Here is a 19,119-nt window from a genome sequence, read left to right as displayed (position 1 = left end):
GCCTCAGGCCGGGGTCCAGGCGTGCCGCACCAGCATCAGCCCGCTGATCACCAGCAGGCCGCAGATGAGCTGGCGAAGCCTCGGCGCCGGTACGTGGCGGGCCAGGCGGTTGCCCATCAACACGCCGAGCAAGGCCAGGCCGATCAGGCCGGCCCAGCGCCACCACAGTGCGCCGCTCGACAGGCGACCGACCCAGGCCATGCCCAGCAGAACCGTGCCGGCGCCGGCCACGATGATCAGCGGGGTGCTGGCGCGCAGGGCGTGCACGTCCTGCAGCCGGCGGCTCAGCCAGGCCACGACCAGGGGGCCGGCGGTGCCGAACAGCATCTCCACCAGGCCGATGCCGAAGCCCATGCCATGGGCCCAGGGTGCGGCCAGGGGCCGCGGCGCGGCCAGGCGCGGGCGCAGCGCGTTGATGCCCACGGCGGCCACGTAGAGGCCCAACGCGAGCAAAGGCCAGCGGGCGTCCAGCACCCCACTCAGCCACAGCCCGGCCAGGGCGCCGGCGGCCATACCGGGCAGCAGGCGGCGCAGTTCGCCGAAGTCCACCTGGCGCAGGTTCAGGCCGCTGAGCAGGATGGACGCAGGTACGTCCATCAACAGCGTGAGCGCCACCACCTCGGGCAAGGGCCAGCGCCAGGCCAGCAGGGGCACGACGATCAGCGCCGAACCGAAGCCCGTGATGCCCAGCACCACGTAGCCCAGCAGCACCACGGTGGCGGGGTAGATCAGTTCCGTCATGCGCGCCAGCTTAGCGCCAGCGTTGGTCGACGCGGTCGTAGGCGCCGGCGCGCAAATCGGCCACGCCATCGACCAGCTGGCGCTTGACGATCTTGCGCGTGGGCGTGCGCGGGAAGTCGGACGTCATGTAGGCCAGGTAGCGCGGAATCTTGAAGGCCGCGAGCCGGGTCTCGCAGTGCGCGAACACGCGCTCGGGAGGCACATCCTCGGGTTTCAGGCCCTCGCGCAGCTTGAGGTAGGCCTTGACCTCCTCGCGCCGCAGCGGGTCGGGCACGGGCACCACCGCCGCTTCCTCGATTTCCGGCAGGGTCCGCAGCGCCGCCTCGACCTCGATCGCCGCGATGTTCTCGCCCGCGCGCTTGATCATGTCCTTGATGCGGCCCACGATGAAGTAATAGCCGTTCCCGTCGCGGCGGAACAGGTCGCCGGTGCGGAACCAGCGGCCGCGGAAGGTGTCGGCGTTGGCCTGGGGGCGCTTGTAGTAGCCCCACAGGATGGCGCGACCGGCCACCCAGAGCTCGCCCACTTCCCCCTCGGGCACGTCCTGTCCTGCCTCGTCCACGATGCGCAGTTCGCGGTAGGCCGCCGGCAGGCCGCAGCTGCGCACGTAGGCCATGTGCGTGGCCGACTGCGGCATCACGGTGCCGCCGCCGATCTCGGTCATGCCATAGCCCTCGCGCGCCACGACGCCGAAGCGCTGCTCGATCTCGCGCCGGGCCTCGGTGCCCCAGCCATAGATGGATACGTAGCGCAGTGACAGCTGGGCGTCCAGCTCGGGCGTCGAGGGTTGCTTGAGCGCCGGCTCGGGGTAGATGCACATGTGGATGCGGTAGCGGCGCAGCCAGTCGTGGAAGTGCGTGAGGCTCATGCGCCGCGCGACGAAGGCGGTGCCCCCCAGCCACAGGGCCATGAGGAACTGCCACTGCGGGTCCATGTAGAAAAAGGGCGCCCAGATGAGCACGTTCTGCACGTCGCCGCCAGCGCCCCGCATGTGCGCGGCACCCCGGCTCAGCAGCATCCAGTAGTCGTGGGTGAGCATGCAGCCCTTGGGGAAGCCGGTGGTGCCCGAGGTGTACTGCAGATTGAGCAGGTCGTCGGGGCCCACCGGCGCGGGCGGCGCGAAGGGCAGCGTGCCCCTGGCCACCAGTTCGGTCCAGGCCTGCGCGTGCTCGGGCGGCTCGCCGCCGTGAACCACGAGGCGTTCGTCGGCGAGCAGGGGCGGGCGCGCAGGCATGGCGGCGAAGGCACCGAGGTACCCGTGGTCGATGATCAGAAACTGGGCGTCCGAGTCTTGCAGCACGAAGTGCATTTCCTCGCCGGTGTAGCCGGTGTTCACCGGCACCATGACGGCACCGATGCGGCCCAGCGCGATCCAGCTGATGGGAAAGGCCGCCACGTTGGGCAGCATCACCGCCACGTGGCTGCCCTTGCGCACGCCCAGGGGAACGAGCTGGCTGGCCAGGCGGTCGGCAGCCTCGTCGAGTTCGCGGTAGCTGAGCTGCAGGCCTTCGTCGAACCAATGCCCGGCCAACGCATCGGGCGTGGCGAGGGCGCGTTCGTGCACCAGTTCGCCCAGGGTGGCCGGCAGGCCGCTGTCGTTTTCGATCTGCGCGCGCATGCGCTGCATTTCCAGCACCCCCGGGTCGGTGGCGGCGGGCTGCTCGGGCGTGGCGGGGGTGTTCATGGCGTCGGGGTGGCTGGGTCGTGTCATGGTGATGGACGGCTCCGGGTCGGGTCAGCGCGCCGCCGGTTGCGCCTCGGACAGAGGGGGGCGCGTGTCGAAGGCCACGCGCTGCAGGCGGTACAGGTTGCCCATGTAGGCGAGGGTCTGTTCGCGCGTGAGGTCCTGCGCGCGGTAGCTGGCTTCCATCTCGGTGCGCACCGCCAGCGGTGGGTGGCGGGCGATGAGGGCGGCGACTTCCCTCGCGCGCGCCATCAGGCGCTCGGGTGCCACGATTTCGTTGACCAGGTGGTTGCGCAGCGCGGTCTCGGCGTCGAAGGGTTCGCCGGTGAGCGCCAGCCACATCGCCGCCAGGTGCGGAATCTGGCGCGACAGACGCGTCGAGCCGCCGGCCCCGCCCATGCCGTAGGCGATTTCGGGCAGGCCGAAGCGGGCGTTGGTGGAGGCCACGCGCAGGTCGGTCAACTGCAGCAGGTAGACCATGCCCTGGCCCATGACCGGGCCATTGACCGCGCCGATGATGGGCTTGTAGCGGTGCTGCGCCAGGCGCATCACCTCGTGCTCCCAGCCTGGGTACTCCAGCGCTTCGCCGCGGTGGCGCTGGCCCATGTGGCGACGCACCAGCTCGGCTTGGCTGCGCTCGGGGCGCGGCGTCTTGATGTCGTCGCCTGCGCTGAAGGCGCGCGTGCCGGCGCCGGTGAGGATGCCCACGCGCACCTCGTCGTCGGTGATGAACTCGCTCAGCAACTCGTACAGGTCGCGGTGGAGCGCGGGCGTGAACACGTTGACCGGCGGGTTGTCGATGGTGATGGTCGCGATGCCATCGGACTTGTCGTAACGCAGGCTCATGGTCAGGTCTTTTCGGTTGGTTGGCCGGCGCGGCCGGTCAGGGATCGGGCCTCGCCGCGGCGGCGCAGCCCTTCGGCCGCACCCAGCGCCACCACGGTCACGGCGATCAGCAGCGTGGACACGGCCGAGACGGTCGGGTTGAGCTGCAGCTTGAGGTCGGCCCAGATGCGCATGGGCAGGGTTTCGCGTCCGGCCATCAGGAATTCGGCGATGACCAGTTCGTCGAAGGAGACGAAGAAGGAGAACACCGCCGCCGCCACCACCGAGGGCAGCAGCCCTGGCAGGGTGGCCGTCATGAAGGCCCGCACCGGCCCGGCGCCCAGCACGCGGGCGGCGCGCTCCAGCGAAGGGTCGAGCTGGCGCAGCGCGGCGCCCACCATCAGCACCACGAAGGGCAGGGCGATGGCCGCGTGCGCGCAGGCCAGGGTGAAGGCCTGTCCTGCACCGCCGAAGCGCACCGCCAGGATGAACACCCCGAGCGCCAGGAAGATGTGCGGCACGATCATGGGCGCGGTCAGCAGCACCTGGACGGCGGGGCGCGCCGGCACGCGCCGCCGCTCCAGGCCCAGGGCCGCCAGCGTGCCGATCACCGTGGCCATGGCGCTGGCCATCAGGGCCACCTGGAAGGACAGGGCGGTGGCGCGCATCCACTGCGGATCGCCGAAGTAGGACCCATACCACTTGAGGCTCAGGGCGCTCGGCGGAAAGCGCATGAAGGCGTCGTCGCCGAAGGACAGCGGCACCACGATCAGCAGCGGGAACAGCAGGTACAGCAGCACCAGCACGGTGTAGCCGGCCAGCACCCAGCGGCCCCAGGGCAGGCGGCGCGTCATCGCCGGCCTCCCACCCAGCGCCGCCAGCCCGCTCGAGCGGCCCGGGCCAGGCCCAGCAGGCCCAGCGTGGTGGCGAGCAGCAGGCTGGCCAGCGCTGCGGCGAAGCCCCATTTCAGCTGCCCCACCTGCTGTTCGATGAGGTTGCCCAGCAGCAGGTCAGAGCGGCCACCCAGCAGCGCCGGGGTGATGAAGAAGCCCATCGCCATCATGAACACGATGGCCGCCGCCGTCGCCACCCCATCCATGCTGAGCGGCAGTACCACGCGCACGAAGGCCTGGGCCGGGCTGGCGCCCAGTACGCGCGCGGCCCTGACCAGGCCGGAATCGATTTCGGTCATGGCCCCCACGCAGGTAACGATCTGGATCGGCAGCAGGATCTGCACCATCGCCACCAGCACGGCGCTGGGCGTGTACAGCAGTGCCTGCGGTGCGTCGGCCAGGCCCAGCGACAGCAGCATTTGGTTGGCCAGGCCTTCGCGGCCCAGCAGCACCACCCAGGCGAAGCTGCGGATCAGTACGCTCATCCACATGGTGACGAACACCAGGAACAGCAGCATGAACTGGCGCTGGCGCGGCTGGCGGCTGATGAACCAGGCGGCGGGGTAGCCCAGCAGGGTGCACAGCAGCGTCACCTCCAGCGCCACCAGCACCGTGCGCCAGAGCACCTGCAGGTAGATGGGGCGCGTGAACAGGCGCTCCAGGTGCTGCGTCGTGAAGTCCGGGTCGAACACACTGGCGCGCAGCACGTCCAGCGTCGGCCAGACGAAGAACAGCGCCAGCAGCAGCAGCGCCGGCCACAGCATCCAGGTCTGCAGCCAGGGGGCGGGACGCGATGTCACTTCAGCATCCATTCGTTCCAGCGCTCCTGCAGCTCGTCCAGGTGTTTGGCCCAGAAACCTTCGTCGGCGCTGAACTGCACCGCCAGGTTGGCGGGGTGGGTCGGGAGGGCGCGGGCGACCGTTTCGGGCAGACCGTCGGCCAGGCCCGCCGCGAAGCCGGGGTAGGGCAGCTTGGCGATGTACTTGCGCATCGGTACCGGGTCGCCGGTGCGAAAGCGCACGAACTCCAGGGCCTCGGCCACGTTGCGCGCGCCCTTGGGTATGCCGATGTACGACAGGTGCAGGGCCCCGCCGTTCCACACGATCTCGACCGGCACGCCGGCCGCTTCCATGGCGTTGACGCGGCCATTGAAGCAGGAGCCGAAGGCGACCTCGCCGCTGCTGAGCAGTTGCACCGACTCCGCGCCAGACTTCCAGAAGCGGGTGACGCTGGACTTGATCTGGTCGAGCTTGCGGAAGGCCCGATCCTGGCCCTGGCGGGTGGCCAGTGCGGCGTAAAGGCCGCCCGCCGGCACGCCATCGGCCAGCAGGGCGTATTCCAGGTTGCTCTGCGGCCGGGCGCTCAGCGCGCGCGGCCCGGGGAAGGTCTTCACATCCCAGAAGTCGGCCCAGGACTTGATGGACTTGCCTGCGGGCAGCTTGTCGCGGCGCACCACCAGCACCTCGGAGTAGGCTGCGGCGCCCACGCCGTAGGGCATCCTGGCCACGGCGGGCAGCAGGTTCTTCGGGTCGACCTTCGTGTAGTCGATTTTCTCGAACAGGCCCTTCTGTACGCCCAGCGGGTAGTCCGAGGCGGAGATTTCCATCGCGTCCCAGGTGGTGCGGCCGGCGCGCACCATGGCTTCGAGCTGGGCCATGCGCTGCTGCTCGGTCGGCACATGCTCGATCGCGATACCCGTGGCGGCGGTGAAGGGCTCGTAGTACGCCGACTTGGAGACCTCGGCCACGGTGCCGCCCGCGCCGCTGATGACCAGCTTGCGTGACTGGGCGAGCGCGGCCGAAGCGGCCATGCCCAGCCAGGGCAGGGCGGCGATGCCGAACAGTTGGCGGCGTTGGATCATGGTGTGTCTCCGGGTTTCAGGGGTCGATCGATGGGGCATGGGAGCGCTCAGGCGACGGCGGCGGCTTCGTCGGGATGGAAGCCCAGGCGCACGCGCTCGCCGCGCGCGAGCGGGCGGCCGTGGAAGCCCCGGGCTTCCTGCAGCTGCAGCGCCGGCACCGAGCCGGCGCGCAGCAGGTAGTGCACCTGGTCGCCCAGGAACGTGACTTCGCTCACCTCGGCCTCGAAAGCCAGCGGGTGGGCATCGGGCGAAGGGTCGCGGCGCAGGCGCTCGGGGCGCACGCACAGCGCCCGGCTCTGCGCCGGCCAGGTGGAGCGGTGGACCTCCAGGCCGAGTTGGGGCAACTGCCAGCGCCCTGTCCCCAGGGGCACGAGGTCCAGGGCATTGGTGCGGCCGATGAACTCGGCCACGTAGCGCGAGGCCGGGCTGTCGTAGATCGCCTGCGGAGACCCGATCTGCGCGATGCGGGCCTGGCCCATCACGGCGATGCGGTCGGACAAGGCCAAGGCCTCGCCCTGGTCGTGGGTGACGAAAACGATGGTGCAGCCGAGCTGTCGGTGGTACTGCTTGATTTCGGCCTGCATGGCCTCGCGCAGCTTGAGGTCGAGCGCGCCCAGCGGCTCGTCCATCAGCAGCACCGAGGGCTCGAAGACCACGGCGCGCGCGAAGGCCACGCGCTGGCGCTGACCACCCGAGAGCTCGCTGGGGCGGCGCCGGGCATAGGCCGACAGCTGCACCATGTCCAGCGCCGCCTCCACGCGCCGGCGGATCTGCGCGCGGTCCACCTTTCGCAGGCGCAGCGGAAAGGACACGTTGTCGAACACATCCATGTGCGGGAACAGGGCATAGCCCTGGAACACCATGCCGACGTTGCGCCGCTCGGGCGGCATGGCCAGCACGTCGCGCCCGTCGATGCTGAGCGCGCCGCTGCTGGGCTCGGTGAAGCCGGCCAGCACGCTGAGCGCGGTCGACTTGCCCGAGCCGCTGGGGCCCAGCAATGTCAAGAATTCGCCGGGCCGCACGTCGAGCGTGAAGTCGGCCAGCGCCACGGCATCGCCATAGCGTTTGGCGATGTTTCGGAAGGAAACTGCGGCACCGTTCATGCTGTTTCTGACTATTCGTTAAAAAATGACGTATTCGTCATATATGAATCTTCTGTCAGAATGAATTTTGCAAAGTAGAGGGTTTACCCGCATGCGAGGGCCGACGATGAACGCACCCGATCCCCTGCCGACCGAGCCCGTGCTGTCGCCCGGTCGGCCCTTTCACCTGGTCAGCGTGATGGAGCAGCGGCTGCCGCTGCTGAAGCGGCGGCCCAAACGCCTGCGCACGAGGGCGCAGATCCTGGCCGCCACGGCGCGTGAAATGGAGCGCGTGGGCTACGACGGCCTGACCGTCGAGCTGATCACCGAGGCCTTGGGCATCGCGCGCGGCACCTTCTACCTGCACTTCCGGGACCGTTCACACGCGGCGATGACGGTGATCCGCATCTACGTCGCCCTGCGAAGGCGCTGCCGTCCGCGTGGCGGCCGCACGCCGCCGGTGGCCGAGGCAATCCTGTTGTTCAACAGCTACTACGTGGCCGTCTACGCACTCAACGCCAAACTGCTGCTGGGGCGCGAATCGCTCATGCGCGACCGCAGCGAGCTGGCGCAGGCGCGCGACCGCCTGAACGCGGCCTGGGCGCGGACGGTCGTCGAGGACGTGCTGCGGCGCGATCCGCGCCCGCGCGACCCGCAGCAGATGGCGCAGCTGCAGCTGAGGGTGCGCGGCGCGATCGCCATGAGCGACGAGTTGCTGCGCGAGATCTATCTGGTGCGCGCCCCGGGCCTGGAGCCCTACCTGGACGATGAGCCCATGGTGGTGAGCGTGTTGTCGGACATGTGGTTGCGCATCGTCTACGCCAGCGCACCGGAGTGACGTCCCGTTCGGCGCCGCCGGCAACAAGGGCATCGGCAGATCGGCAGGCGCGGGTTTTCCGGGCGGCGAGCGGCCCGCCCCTCACCGCCGGGGAGTTCCTTGATGGACGAATGGAGCGGCAGAAAAATGAAATGGCACCGCGGGGGCTATGCCGGCAAGTGCCAATCAACCCGGGTTTGCCATGGCCTGAGCGGCCTCACTCCGCCTTCAGTCCCAGCCGCTTGACCACCGGCTCCCAGCGCTTCATTTCGGCGGTCATCACCTGCTGGGCCTGCGCGCTGGTGCTCCCGACGGCGGTCAGGTCGTAGTTCTTCAGGCGCTCGCGCACGTCCGCCTGTTTCATGATCTCGGCCGCGTGCTTCTCGATCTCGGCCACCACCGCCGGCGGCGTGGCCTTGGCGGCTTGCAGCACCAGGCGGAAGCTCACGTCCAGTCCGGGCTGGTTGAGCGCCTTGGCCAGCGTGGGCACGTCCGGCGCCAGCGAGGAGGGCGCTTCGGACGACACCGCCAGCGCCACCAGGCGCCCGCTCTTGACGTGCGGCAGCACCGTGGGCGTGGCCAGGAAGCCGCAGGCCACCTCGCCACCCAGCACGGCCTGCGTGGCCGGCGCCGGGCCCCGGTAGGGCACGTGCTCCATGCGCACCTTGGTCTGCTCCAGCAGCATTTCGCTGGCCAGGTGGCCGGGCACGCCGGGGCCGCCCGAAGCGTACATCAGGGGGGCGCCGCCCTTGGCCTTGGCGACCAGCTCGGCCACGCTGCGCACGCCCGCGGCGGTGTTGCAGACCAGCATCTGCGAGAAGCTGGCGACGACCGAAATGTTCACCAGGTCGCGCGCGGCGTTGAAGTCGCCGCTGGTGTAGACAAGGGGGTTGACCGTGAGCACCGTGTCCGGGCTCAGCACCAGGGTGGTCCCGTCGGGCTCGGCGCGCGCGGCGGCCGCGGCGGCCAGGTTGTTGCCGGCGCCAGGGCGGTTCTCCACCACCACGGGCTGGCCGATGCGCTTGCCCAGCTGGTCGGCGAAGGTGCGCGCCGTGATGTCGGACGGGCCGCCGGGCGGCGAGCCCACCAGCAGGCGGACCGGCTTGCCTGGCCAGCTTTGCGCATGAACGGCGCCAGTGGCCAGGGCGAAGAGCCCGGCATGGGCGAGCGCGCGAAGCAGGCGGGAAAAAGTCATCGGTCTGTCTCCTGATGGGGGGTGGTTGGCGGCGCCCCGGGCGTGCCTCACCATGGCACGCCTCGATGGGGCCCGCGCGCAGCTTAGAGGGACCGATCGCATCCGTAAAATTGAAAATTGCTCGCCAAATATAAAAATTCCTATGGACCCAAGGCACCTGGTGCAGCTCGCCGCGATCCTGGAGAAGGGTTCCATCACCCAAGCCAGCCGCCACCTGCACCTGACCCAGCCCACGCTGACGCACAACATGCAGACGCTGGAGATGCAGGCCGGCGGGCGCTTGTTCGAGCGCAGCCGCTACGGGGTGCGCAGCACGCCGCTGGGCGAGATGCTGGCGCGCGAGGGCCGCGCCATTGCGCGCCGCCTGAAGGACGCGGCCGAGGTCACCGCCCGCCACCGGGGGGGCATCCGCCACCAGGTGCGGCTGGGCATCGGCCCGGTGATCGGCGCGGCGGTGATGGGCGAGCTGGCGCCGGTGCTGCTGCGGCAGTTCCCCGATCTGGCCCTGGCGCTGCAGAACGACCGGCCCCACCTGTTGTTGGAGCAGCTCATCGACGGCGGGCACGACTTCGTGATCGCGCCGTCCTGGCTGGAGCACCCGCCGCCGGGCATCGTGCGCCAGCTGCTGGCCGACGACGAGTTGGGCGTGTTCTGCGCGCGCCAGCACCCCCTGGCGGGAAAGGCCGAGCTGGGCGCCGAGGACGTGGACGACCGCGCCTGGATCAGCCTGGGCACGGCCTCGCCCTTCGATCAGGACGTGCGCGGCAAACTGGAGGCCGTGGGCGTGCAGCGCCTGCGCATCGAGATCACCGTGTTGGGCGACGCCGCCATGCTGCTGGACATGCTGGCCCAGGGCCAGCACCTGGCGGTGTTGCCGCGCTTCCCGCTGCGCCGCCTGGCGGCGCGCTTCGGCCTGGTGGAGCTGCCCCTGTCCGGCCCGCCCACGCCGCGCCCCATCTACCTGTGGTGCCGCGCCGGCCTGCTGGAGGACGCGGTGATGGGCGAGGTCTCGGAGTTGATCGTGGAGACCGTGCGGGCGTGGGCGCGGTGAGCGCGGCCCGCATCAGGCCGCCGACACCTGGGTGAAGATGCCGTGGGCCGCTTTTCGCAAAGTCACCAACAGGGCGTCCTTGCGGGCGTCGAATTCCATGGACGGAACCGCCAGCCCCAAGGAGGCGGTCATTCGCCAGTGGGCACTCAGGATCGGCACCGAGACGCCGACGATGCCGTTGGTGAACTCGTCCTTGGAATAGGCAACGCCTTCTTCGCGCGCCAACCGGATCTGGCGCCGCAACTCCTTGCTGGAGTGCAGTGACCGGCTGGTGATGGGCCGCAGTTGCACCCGCGCCAGATACGACTCCACGTCCTCGCTGGCCATGTGCGCCAGAAACAGCTTGCCGGACGAGCTGGCGTACAGCGGCGCACGCACCCCCTCGTGCATGGCGTACCCCTGGGCATCGGCGGCCGTCACCCCCAACACCCGCTCGACGATGTCGCCGCGCAGGATGTTCAGCCCACACGAGTACCGGGCCTCGAGCGCCAGCTTCTCCATGTGCGGTCGGGCCTGTGTCACCAGACGCTGGATGTGCAGCCCATGGCGGATCAGGTTCACCGCCGAGGCGCCCAGGCGGTAGGGGCCGTTGGGGCCGAGGGATTGAATGTAGTCGCGGCTTTGCAGCGTCCTCAGCAGTTGGCTCAGGCTGCTCTTGGGGATCGCCGCGCGCAATGCCAGCTCGGCGTGAGAAAGCGAGCGGTCTGAATTGGCCAGGATCTCCAGCAGGTCCAGGGTCCTGTTCGCCGACTTCACCGCACCGCTGCCTGTCGGGGAACTCGGCGGATGGCGCGGCACGGCAACTCCCTAACTGGCGGAAAACCCATTCTGCCCGATGGTGCTGGCCATGTGGTACGCCATCGCCATGTGCGGGCCATGGTTGATGCCTGGGCCAGGGTAGGCACCGCCCATCATGTTCACGCGGTCTGCCCCGACCACATACAGACCGTTGACGGCGCTGCCATCTTGCGCGAGCACTTGGCCCCTCAGGTCGGCCTGCAAGCCGTCAAAAGTGCTCAGGTCGCCCACCAGCAACTTCAGGCCAAAAAAGGGCGGGCGTTCTATGGGGGCGACGCAGGGATTGGGCTTCCAATCCGGGTCGCCCAGAAAGCGGTTGAAGGCGGTCGAACCCCGCCCGAACTGGGGGTCCCTGCCGGCCGCCGCCGCCCGGTTGAAATCCTCGACGGTCTTGCTCAGCTCGGAGGCGTCAACGCCGAGTTTCTCGCCCAGATCGAACAAGGTGTCGGCCATGCAAAGGTAGCCACTTCTCAGGTGCTGGCGAAACGGCAGCGGTGCCGGTTTGACGAAGCCCAGGCCATAGCGCGCCAGCGCACGGCTGTCACAGATGAGCCACATCGCGGCCTCGGAGCGGTCAGATGCCTCGCGCAGGGCGGCCGAGCACACGTCGTGGTAGGAGTTGGCCTCGTTGGTGAAGCGCCGGCCGCTGCGCAGCACCGCGATGACACCGGGCTTGTAGCGATCGAGCAAATGGGGAAAGACCGCGGGTCCAGAGCGCCCCCTGGGCACGAGGGACAGGGGCATCCAGGCGGCCGGCTGCGGCAACGGTGCCGCCAGGCATCCCCCGGCCGACAAGGCCAGGCGGATACCGTCTCCCGTGATGGATGGCGGGGTGGCGGACAGGGGCTTTCGATCGGCCAGCGCTGTCGGGAAGCGCGCGGCCGTGAGCGCCTGGTCGTGCGAAAACCCGCCGCAGGCCAGCACCACCCCGCACGGCGCCACCAGCCGAAAGGGCTGGCCCCGGAAGGTGCCCGACACGCCCTTGATGCCGTGCTCGTCCCGGATCAGGCCCGTTACCTCGGCGTGGGTGAGCACCGGGATCTTGAGGTCGATGGCCGCCGCCTTGAACAGCGCGGCAGCCAAGGCGTTGCCACCAGTGACATGCACCGCGCTGCCATAGCGCAGCAGGTCGACACCATGCGACACCAGGCGTCTGGCGACATACAGGAACGAGGCGAACGATCGCGTGGCCTTGAAGAAATGCTTCAGGTCGGCGTTCGACGAGTTGAACATCATGCCCATGAAGGTGATGGTCTTCAGGGGCGGACGCAGGCGGCGGCGTTCGTGTCGCAGCCGCCGGGTATCGAACGGCGCGGCCACGAGGGCGCGTCCGATCAGGCTGGCTCCCGGCGCCTCGGGGTGGTAGTCGGGGTAGAGCGTCGAACAGAACCTCACATCGGTCTCGCGTTCGAGGAATTCGACCATTTCCGGCCCCTTCTCCAGGAACAGCTCCACCGAATCCGACGCATAACGATCGGCCATCTCGTGGCGAAGGTACTCGCGCACGGCCGCTGGCGAATCCTGCGGGTTCTGCTGGCGCCCCCTGGCCGTGAGCGGTACCCACAGCACACCGCCGGAAACCGCCGTGGTGCCGCCGACCAGGGCGTCCTTCTCCAGTACCACCACGCGCATGCCCCGGCGCTGGGCGACGATGGCCGCCGTCAGCCCCGCCGCGCCCGAGCCGACGACGACCAGATCGGCCTCGGGAAGGGCCATGTTGTCGTGGCGCCGGGCCCCGCCGGTGCCGTCACGCTGTGGCGACATGTCATTCCAGCCGGATGTTCTTTTCCCGGATGACCTGGCCCCACAGGGCCGTGTCCCTTTCGATGACCGCTTGGAACGCGTCGGCCGAACCGCCCACCGAGGTCGCGCCCAGCTCCACGGCGCGGGCCGAAAACCGGCGGTCCTGAACGATCTGGTTCAGCGCCTCATTCAAGCGCTGGACGATCGGCCCGGGCGTGCCGGCCTTGGCCACCACCCCGAACCAGGAGTAGAGGTCCAGCCCCGCAATGCCTTGTTCGGCGAATGTCGCCACGGCCGGAAACTGCGCCAGGCGGTCGGCGCTCGATACCGCCAGCGATTTCAGGCGGCCGCTGGCCAGCAAGCCCTTGGACGACATCAGAATGTCGAAGTAGACAGACACCTCGCCGCTCAGCACGGCGGCAAGGGCGGGCGCCGATCCCTTGTACGGCACGCTCACCATCGAGGTCCCCGTCTGGCGCTGGAATATCTCGCCGAACAAGTGCGGGCCGGTGCCACTGCCGGCGGTGGCGTAGTTGACCGCGCCAGGCCGCTCGTTGACCCATCGCACCAGGTCCTGGATGCCATTGCCCCGGAAGGAGTCGGCGACCACCGCCATGTACGGACTTTTCAAGGCCATGCCGATGCCGCGAAAGTCCTTCAACACGTCAAACGAAATGCGGGGGTACAGCCATTTGCCCGTGGTGATGGAATTCGACGCGAGCAACAGGGTATGCCCGTCGGCGGGCCGCGCCATCACGGCTTCCGCGCCGATGATCCCGCTGGCGCCGGGTTTGTTGTCCACGACCACCGGCTGACCGAGCGCCTCGGCCAGCCCCGTGGAAATCGCCCGGGCGGTGATATCCGCCGCACCGCCTGGCGAAAAGGGCACGATCATCGTGATCGGTTTGGACGGATAGGTCTGCGCCCGGCCGACGCCAGCGGCGGCGAGGGCGGTGGCTGATATCAACAATTCGCGTCGGCTGAGCATGGTGGTCTCCTGTGGGGTAGGCAAATTCATTGGCTGACGAATGTTTCGGTGGCGTCTTTGGCGCTGGCGAAGCCGCCGCGGGCGTGAATGACGCCGCGCACGGCGTCCGCGTTCGGGCTGGCACCGCTCGCCGCTTCCAGGGCGGCCATGACGCCCGCCGCTTCGCCCAATGCCATGGCCGTGGCCATATGCCGCGCGCCGCCATTGGCGTGCCGGGTCGCGGAAATCGCCCTGCCCGTGACCACCAGGCCGGACATCGACTCCGGCATGAGGCAACGCATGGGAATTTCGAATGGCCGAGCCGGCACATGAAGCGATATCCCGGTGCCTCCGGTTTCGTGGATATCCATGGGCCCGGCGCCCAGCGCGATCGAATCCGGGAAGTGCTTGAACGACAGGATGTCCTCTTGAGTGAGCGTGTAGCGGCCGGCCATCCGGCGCGTTTCGCGCACACCGATGTGCCCGGCGATGGCGGCCAGCGTCGCCCGCTGAAAACCCGCCACATGCTCTTTGAGAAACGACAGGATGGAGCCGATCTGCTGTCGCCCCTCGACTTCGGCGCGGCTGAGGTCGCCCGCCTGGGTCGCATCGATCCCGGAGACCCGACTCATCAGGCAAATGGCGTCCGTGTTGCCCGGGGTGCTGCAAAAGGACAGGCTTTCCCAGAAGATCCGTCCTTCGCGAATGCCTTGCAGGGCCAATTCCCGTTTGCGTGCGCGTGGAATGGCCCGAAAGCTGGCCACGTCGACATTCGACAGGCGAAACATCAACGTGCACGGCTGGACATCCGCGCCATCGGACAATTCGGAAGGGGCCATGGCCACGCCCGCGCCGAAGGCGACCGCGGCGTCGCCGGTGGCGTCAATCACCATGCGCGCGCGGATGGCGCTGCGCCCGGAAATGTCTTCGATGACCACGCCCGTGACGCGCCGATTCGCCACGATCGGGGCGACGACCCGGGTATGGAAACGCACATGCAACGGCGTCGATGCCGCAAGGGCATCGGCGGCGATTTTCAAGACCTCCGGATTGAACGCGAAATGAACGATGGGAATCGGATGTTCGCTGGCTTCCGCCATGAGGTATTGCTTGAATCCCTCGCTGCCATCGAGCGCCACCACCCGGTCGGCCAGCTCTTTGGCGATGCCGCCGACCACGCGGGTATCGCGGTTGTAGAAGCCGATCCACTGGGCCACCATGCCGTAGGTTGCGGTGCCGCCGAGGCAATTGGCGTGTTCAAGCAATAGCGTTCGTGCGCCCAGGCGGCTGGCCGATACCGCGGCGATCAATCCGGAGGCCCCGCCGCCGGCCACCACCACATCAAATTCGTCGGTATAGGGCGTTGCCAATACTTCGTTCAAAACCGGCCGTTGCATGGTTGTCGCTGCTCCAATGGCTTGCAATCGGTCCATGCTATGGGGGCCCTCGAAGGCCGGCCAGGCCTTGTTCACATCCATGAACAGTATTTGCCGAGGGGGCGGTGATCCGTGGGGCCGCGGGCTGCGTAAATCCGACGACGACCAGCCGAACGCCAGCCGAACCGCCATGGACCAAAACCCCTCCCATCCGCGATGGCGCCTGCGGGCCGCCCTCGCGTTCGCGGCCGCCGCACTGGCCGCCTGCGCCAGCCGCGGCGGCGCGCCCGCCGCGCGCCTGCCCACCATCCCGACCGCGGGCCAGGTCGACCTGGCCCGCTTCATGGGCGATTGGTACGTCATTGCGCATGTGCCCACCTGGCCCGAACGCGCGGCCTTCAACGCGGTGGAGTCCTATTCCCTGCGCGAGGACGGCAGGATCGCCACCCGGTTTCGCTTCCGCCATGGCGGCTTTGACGCACCGGTGAGCACCATGCACCCCGTGGGCACGGTGCGCCCCGGCACCGGCAACGCGGTGTGGGACATGCAGTTCCTGTGGCCGTTTCAGGCCGAATACGTCATCGCCGAGTTGTCCCCGGACGGGCAGCGCACGCTGATCGCCCGGTCCGATCGCGACTACGCCTGGTTGATGGCGCGCACGCCGCAGATCGCGCCGCAGGCCTACGAGCAGGCCATGGCCCGCCTGCAGGCGCTGGGCTACGACCTCCAGAAGGTGCGGCGCGTGCCGCAGCGCTGGCCTGAGTCGGGGCCCGATGCGGCGCCGCCGCAGCGCGCCAATGAAGGCCCAACCGGGGAAGTGGCGCGCTAAGGCGCGCAGGCCTTGCCGGCCGGCGGGGTGGCGCCTCCCACCCCGTCAAGCCGGCGCGCCCACAGGGTGAGCACCGGCAGCACCAGCGCCCACTGCAGCGACAGCAGAGCCATGGCGATCCCGGGCTCGAGCAATTGGGCCGCGCCCAGGCGCGCGCCCGACAGGAAGGCCAACGGCCCCGCCACGGCGCCCAGTGCGGCGGCCAGCAGGGGGCGGCCATGCAACCAACGCAGGGTCACATTGAGCGAGGTGGCGAAGACCGCCCAGAGCGCGGTCATCCAGAGGGGCGGCAGGGCGGCGCTCCACTGGCCGCTGGCATAGGCCAGCACGCCCTGGCGCAGCACCAGCGTGTCGGCGACGGCACCCAGCCCGGCGGCGAGCAGCATGAGCCGGGCCTCGGCGCGCGGCCGCGGGGCCCGTCGCAGGTGCCACAGCAGCACGGCCAGCGCGGGCAGGGTCCCCCACACGGGCAGGCCATGGGCCGCGCCGAGCACGGCGGCGAACCAGGCGAGCTGGGTCCACAGCACATTGCTCCATTGCCAGCGGCGGTCGGGCGTGGTCTGTGGGGCGGGCATGGCCCTTATACGGAGGAGGCCACGGCTTGGATGCCCCGGCCGGCGCCAGGCGCTGGCGCCGCGCTGCCGATGCCGGCCCCAGAATGCCGCCCCATGCAAGCCTTGCTCGACGCCATCGCGACGATGGCCTTTCCCCTGGGCGCCCAGCGCGTCTTCCATGGCCGGGGCGGTCTCTACCCCGGCTGCGAACACCTGGCGCTGGACGCCTTCCCGCCCGCCCTGTTGCTCACGTCGTTCCAACCCCTCGACGAGGCCGCGCTGGCCGCCGTGGGGGAGGCCCTGGCCGCGCGCTGGTGCGAGCTGACGGACGAACCCCTGAGCTGGGTGTACCAGTGCCGCGGCCACGGCGCCGCCACGCGCCTCATGGCCGGGGCACTGCCCGAGCCGCACGTGGTCACCGAGGCCGGCGCGCGCTACCTCGTGCACCTGCTGCGCGGCCAGAACCACGGCCTGTTCCTGGACATGGCCGAGGGCCGGCGCTGGGTGCGCGAGCGCGTGCAGCGCGGCGACCGCGTGCTGAACCTGTTCGCCTACAGCTGCGCCTTCTCGGTGGTCGCGCTGCAGGCCGGGGCCAGCGAGGTGGTCAACGTGGACATGGCCGCCGGCGCGCTGGCCACGGGCCGCGCCAACCACGAACTGAACGGCCTGCAGGCCGGCGCCCGCTTCCTGGCCCACGACATCTTCAGCTCCTGGGGCAAGCTCACGCGCGGCGGGCCGTACGACCTCGTCATCTGCGACCCGCCCAGTTTTCAGAAGGGCAGCTTCGTCGCCACCAAGGACTACGCCCGCCTGGCCCGGCGCCTGCCGGCGCTGCTGGCCCCGGGCGGGCAGGCGATGCTGTGCCTGAACGCGCCGGAACTGGGCGTGGCGTTCCTGCGCGAGGCGGTGGAGTCGAACGCGCCGGGGCTGGCGTTCGTGGAGCGCGTGGCCAACCCGGAGGCGTTCCAGGACGTGTCGGCTGAACGCAGCCTCAAGGTGCTGGCGTATCGGCGGGACTGAGTGGACGCCCGCCCAAGAACTGGTCCGCCACCCTCGGCCTGCCGCGCTCCCTGTTGGGTGAGGTGCCCGCCTGGCGGGTGCGGTAGCGGCGCGGCCGCCGCGGCCACGGGGGACCGGCGGCTCGACTAGGATGGCGGCCCTCGGCCAGAACCCGCGGGCCCCGTTCGGCCAGGCCCGGCGTCCCGCATGAACCAACTCACCACCCGCCAAACCACGGTCACGCTCGAAGACGGCTCGCGCCACGCGGCGCTGGAGCTGCTGATCGATGGCGAAAGCCTGATCGAGGCCGTGCGCCGGTACGAGCGGCCCATGGCCGAGGCCGAAGGGCACCCGGGCCTGGCCGCGGCCTACGTGTGGCCGGTGCCGCCTGCGCGGCAACTGGCCGCGCTGCGGCGAGGGGCCACCGACGCCGACGACAAGCGGGCCTTGCTCGAATGCGCCTGTGGCGAACCGGGTTGCTGGCCGCTGCTGGCCACCGTCACCCTGGGGTCCGCCCAGGTTATCTGGTCGGGTTTCGAGCAACCGCACCGGCGCGCGGACTCGGCCGCCGGGCACTGGGACTACGGCGGCTTCGGACCGTTCGTGTTCGAGAGAGCGGCGTACGACGCGGCGCTGCGGCCGGCGGTTTAGCTGGGGCCTTGGCCAAGCATGGGGGCTTGCCACGGCCCATGCCGCCCCATCACCGCCCCAGCTCCCTCACCAGGCGAATTCCCACCAGCGTGTACCGCGTCTGCACGGTGTTCCAGTTGCGGAATCCGCAGCGCGCGTACAGCGGCCAGGTGTGCCAGGAGCCGCCGCGCCGCACCTTGACGCTGCCATCGGCCGGGCCCTGGGGGTCCTCGGTGGGGGAGCGCGCGTAGTAGTCCTCGCCGTACCAGTCCGACACCCATTCCCACACGTTGCCGTGCAGGTCGTGCAGGCCGAAGGCGTTGGGGGCGTAGCGGCCCACGGGGGCGGTGAAGGCGTGGCCGTCGCGGCCGGGCAGGGCGCGGTCGCGCCAGGCGGGCCAGTTGGCGGCGGCGTCTTCGTCGAAGGTGTTGCCCACGCGGACCAGGCCCGCCGGGTCGTCACCGTGCTGGTAGCGGCCCGTGCCGCCGGCGCGGCAGGCGTATTCCCATTCGGCCTCGGTGGGCAGGCGGTAGGTCCGGCCTTCCTGTTGCGTCAGCCAGCGGGCCAGGGCGGTGGCGTCGTTCCACGTGACGTTGACCACGGGGTGGTCGTCGCCTTGCGCGAAACCCGGGTTCTGCCAGGAGTAGCGGGGCGAGCGGCCCTCGAAGGCGTCGCGCCGGGGGGTGGTGGCCGGGTCGTAGGCGGGGTTGTAGCCATAGCCGCCGGTGCCGTCGGCGATGGATTCGGGCACGTGGCCCGAGCGCTGGAGGAAGGCGCGGAACTGGCCCACCGTGACTTCGTGGCGGGCCATCTCGAAGGGCCGGGTGATGCGCACGCGGTGCACCGGCGCTTCGTCGGACAGGCCCTCGAAGCGGGACGGCTCCAGGCCAGGGTAGCTGGCCGCGAGCCTCGACGCCGGCTCGTCGCTGCCCATCGAGAACTCGCCCGCCGGCACCCGCACGAAGGCAATGCCCAGGGTGTCGGTGGCGGGTGGGGGCGCGGCGCAGGCGGCCAGCAGCAGCGGCAAGGCCAGCAGGGCCGGGGGGGATGAGCGTCGGAGCGGCATGGGCTTTG

At 69.9% G+C, this 19,119-nt stretch carries 19 protein-coding genes; 5 read left to right on the top strand and 14 right to left on the bottom strand.

From position 1 onward, the window contains the following. Positions 1-3: 3 nt before the first annotated feature. The 7 genes from BHU06_RS07340 to BHU06_RS07310 are packed head-to-tail and all read right to left on the bottom strand — an operon-like array spanning position 4 to position 7,107. Positions 4-741: a sulfite exporter TauE/SafE family protein gene (locus tag BHU06_RS07340; protein WP_070398501.1), complete on the bottom strand. Its 738-nt coding sequence runs from the start codon at positions 739-741 to the stop codon at positions 4-6. A 10-nt stretch (positions 742-751) separates the two neighbouring features. Next, entirely contained in the window at positions 752-2,452 is a 1,701-nt protein-coding gene (locus BHU06_RS07335; protein WP_254668131.1) for a class I adenylate-forming enzyme family protein, read from the bottom strand. A gap of 24 nt (positions 2,453-2,476) precedes the next feature. Further along, positions 2,477-3,271, bottom strand: a complete 795-nt coding sequence (locus tag BHU06_RS07330; RefSeq protein ID WP_070398499.1) for an enoyl-CoA hydratase/isomerase family protein — start codon at positions 3,269-3,271, stop codon at positions 2,477-2,479. A 2-nt stretch (positions 3,272-3,273) separates the two neighbouring features. Continuing rightward, positions 3,274-4,104, bottom strand: coding sequence for an ABC transporter permease (locus tag BHU06_RS07325; RefSeq protein ID WP_083293045.1), 831 nt, complete (start codon positions 4,102-4,104; stop codon positions 3,274-3,276). Continuing rightward, on the bottom strand, positions 4,101-4,943 hold the full coding sequence (locus BHU06_RS07320; RefSeq protein WP_217494343.1) for an ABC transporter permease: 843 nt from the start codon (positions 4,941-4,943) through the stop codon (positions 4,101-4,103). The genes BHU06_RS07325 and BHU06_RS07320 overlap by 4 nt, the downstream gene beginning before the upstream one ends. Beyond that, positions 4,940-6,004, bottom strand: coding sequence for an ABC transporter substrate-binding protein (locus BHU06_RS07315; RefSeq protein WP_175442816.1), 1,065 nt, complete (start codon positions 6,002-6,004; stop codon positions 4,940-4,942). The genes BHU06_RS07320 and BHU06_RS07315 overlap by 4 nt, the downstream gene beginning before the upstream one ends. Positions 6,005-6,051: 47 nt before the next feature. After that, positions 6,052-7,107 carry an ABC transporter ATP-binding protein gene (locus BHU06_RS07310; RefSeq protein WP_070398497.1) on the bottom strand — a complete coding sequence of 352 codons (1,056 nt, stop codon included), beginning with the start codon at positions 7,105-7,107 and terminating at the stop codon, positions 6,052-6,054. A gap of 106 nt (positions 7,108-7,213) precedes the next feature. Between BHU06_RS07310 and BHU06_RS07305 the strand changes: the two genes are divergently transcribed. Further along, a complete protein-coding gene (locus tag BHU06_RS07305) occupies positions 7,214-7,924 on the top strand; it encodes a TetR/AcrR family transcriptional regulator (protein ID WP_070398496.1) in 711 nt (236 codons plus the stop codon). Positions 7,925-8,120: 196 nt separating this feature from the next. On the opposite strand, the gene BHU06_RS07300 is transcribed toward BHU06_RS07305, so the two are convergent. After that, a complete protein-coding gene (locus BHU06_RS07300; RefSeq protein ID WP_070398495.1) occupies positions 8,121-9,098 on the bottom strand; it encodes a tripartite tricarboxylate transporter substrate binding protein in 978 nt (325 codons plus the stop codon). 142 nt (positions 9,099-9,240) lie between these two features. Between BHU06_RS07300 and BHU06_RS07295 the strand changes: the two genes are divergently transcribed. Continuing rightward, complete coding sequence (locus tag BHU06_RS07295) at positions 9,241-10,149, top strand: LysR family transcriptional regulator (protein ID WP_070398494.1); 909 nt, start codon at positions 9,241-9,243, stop codon at positions 10,147-10,149. A gap of 12 nt (positions 10,150-10,161) precedes the next feature. Here the strand turns inward: BHU06_RS07295 and BHU06_RS07290 are convergent, their stop codons facing one another. From BHU06_RS07290 to BHU06_RS07275, 4 genes are read right to left on the bottom strand one after another with little or no spacing between them, the layout of a single operon-like run. Then, a complete protein-coding gene (locus BHU06_RS07290) occupies positions 10,162-10,947 on the bottom strand; it encodes an IclR family transcriptional regulator (RefSeq protein ID WP_083293039.1) in 786 nt (261 codons plus the stop codon). 9 nt (positions 10,948-10,956) lie between these two features. Further along, positions 10,957-12,711 carry an FAD-dependent oxidoreductase gene (locus BHU06_RS07285; RefSeq protein WP_286849651.1) on the bottom strand — a complete coding sequence of 585 codons (1,755 nt, stop codon included), beginning with the start codon at positions 12,709-12,711 and terminating at the stop codon, positions 10,957-10,959. Between the two features lies 1 nt (position 12,712). Then, positions 12,713-13,678: a tripartite tricarboxylate transporter substrate binding protein gene (locus tag BHU06_RS07280; protein WP_070398492.1), complete on the bottom strand. Its 966-nt coding sequence runs from the start codon at positions 13,676-13,678 to the stop codon at positions 12,713-12,715. 26 nt (positions 13,679-13,704) lie between these two features. Further along, positions 13,705-15,135, bottom strand: coding sequence for an FAD-dependent oxidoreductase (locus tag BHU06_RS07275; protein ID WP_175442815.1), 1,431 nt, complete (start codon positions 15,133-15,135; stop codon positions 13,705-13,707). 88 nt (positions 15,136-15,223) lie between these two features. On the opposite strand from BHU06_RS07275, the gene BHU06_RS07270 reads away from it, so the two are divergent. Continuing rightward, complete coding sequence (locus BHU06_RS07270) at positions 15,224-15,862, top strand: lipocalin family protein (protein ID WP_070398490.1); 639 nt, start codon at positions 15,224-15,226, stop codon at positions 15,860-15,862. Here BHU06_RS07270 and BHU06_RS07265 read toward each other — a convergent pair. After that, positions 15,859-16,437: a DUF2878 domain-containing protein gene (locus tag BHU06_RS07265; protein ID WP_070398489.1), complete on the bottom strand. Its 579-nt coding sequence runs from the start codon at positions 16,435-16,437 to the stop codon at positions 15,859-15,861. The two genes, BHU06_RS07270 and BHU06_RS07265, sit on opposite strands and share 4 nt — an antisense overlap. A 93-nt stretch (positions 16,438-16,530) precedes the next feature. Here BHU06_RS07265 and BHU06_RS07260 point away from each other — a divergent pair, with 93 nt between their 5' ends. After that, the gene (locus BHU06_RS07260; RefSeq protein WP_070398488.1) at positions 16,531-17,436 is read left to right on the top strand and encodes a class I SAM-dependent methyltransferase; all 906 of its coding nucleotides are present in this window, start codon (positions 16,531-16,533) and stop codon (positions 17,434-17,436) included. 186 nt (positions 17,437-17,622) lie between these two features. Then, positions 17,623-18,066: a hypothetical protein gene (locus BHU06_RS07255; RefSeq protein ID WP_070398487.1), complete on the top strand. Its 444-nt coding sequence runs from the start codon at positions 17,623-17,625 to the stop codon at positions 18,064-18,066. A gap of 49 nt (positions 18,067-18,115) precedes the next feature. Here BHU06_RS07255 and BHU06_RS07250 read toward each other — a convergent pair whose 3' ends face one another. Next, entirely contained in the window at positions 18,116-19,111 is a 996-nt protein-coding gene (locus BHU06_RS07250) for a formylglycine-generating enzyme family protein (protein WP_070398486.1), read from the bottom strand. Positions 19,112-19,119 lie beyond the last annotated feature (8 nt).

The organism is Hydrogenophaga sp. PML113 (genome assembly GCF_001777155.1).
GTDB lineage: Bacteria > Pseudomonadota > Gammaproteobacteria > Burkholderiales > Burkholderiaceae_C > Hydrogenophaga > Hydrogenophaga borbori.
The sequence above is the reverse complement of the archived record's forward strand: the minus strand, read 5'-3'. Positions and strand labels throughout refer to the sequence as shown.